This is a genomic window from Kocuria sp. NBRC 114282, from assembly GCF_030268385.1.
Classification (GTDB): domain Bacteria; phylum Actinomycetota; class Actinomycetes; order Actinomycetales; family Micrococcaceae; genus Kocuria; species Kocuria palustris.
On sequence record NZ_BSQO01000037.1, the window covers coordinates 1 to 378 of the forward strand.

1 protein-coding gene is annotated in these 378 nt (G+C 65.9%); it reads right to left on the reverse strand.

The annotated features are described in order from the left end of the window. Positions 1 to 78: 78 nt before the first annotated feature. Positions 79 to 378, reverse strand: a 300-nt coding sequence (locus tag QSJ40_RS12620; RefSeq protein WP_285731352.1) for a transposase, incomplete at its 5' end; no start/stop codon positions are given.

Below are 378 nucleotides of genomic sequence, written 5' to 3' on the forward strand. Positions count from 1 at the left end.
CTCAGCCGCAGGGAACTCGACATGATCCAGGACAGTCTCAACGGGCGCCCTCGGAAGACATTGGGCTATCTGACACCATCAGAGAAGCTCGCAGAGTTCCTTGCGCTCACCGCTTGAATCCGCCATCTCATTGGCGCGGCGGGCTTCGGCGAGTTCTCGACGCAGCCTGCGATTCTCTTCGCCCAGGCTCTCGTCAGTGGCGGGTGCCGGTGTCGCCTTGCTTGCTGTGATGGCTTGGTTGCACCAGGCGCGCAGGGTCTCGGGGCCGCAGCCCAGCGACTCGGCCACGACTCGGATGGAGGCCGCGCGTGGTCCGCCCTCGGTGGCTTGGCGGTCGAAGACCATCCGCACGGCGCGTTCGCGGAACTCGGGGGTGAA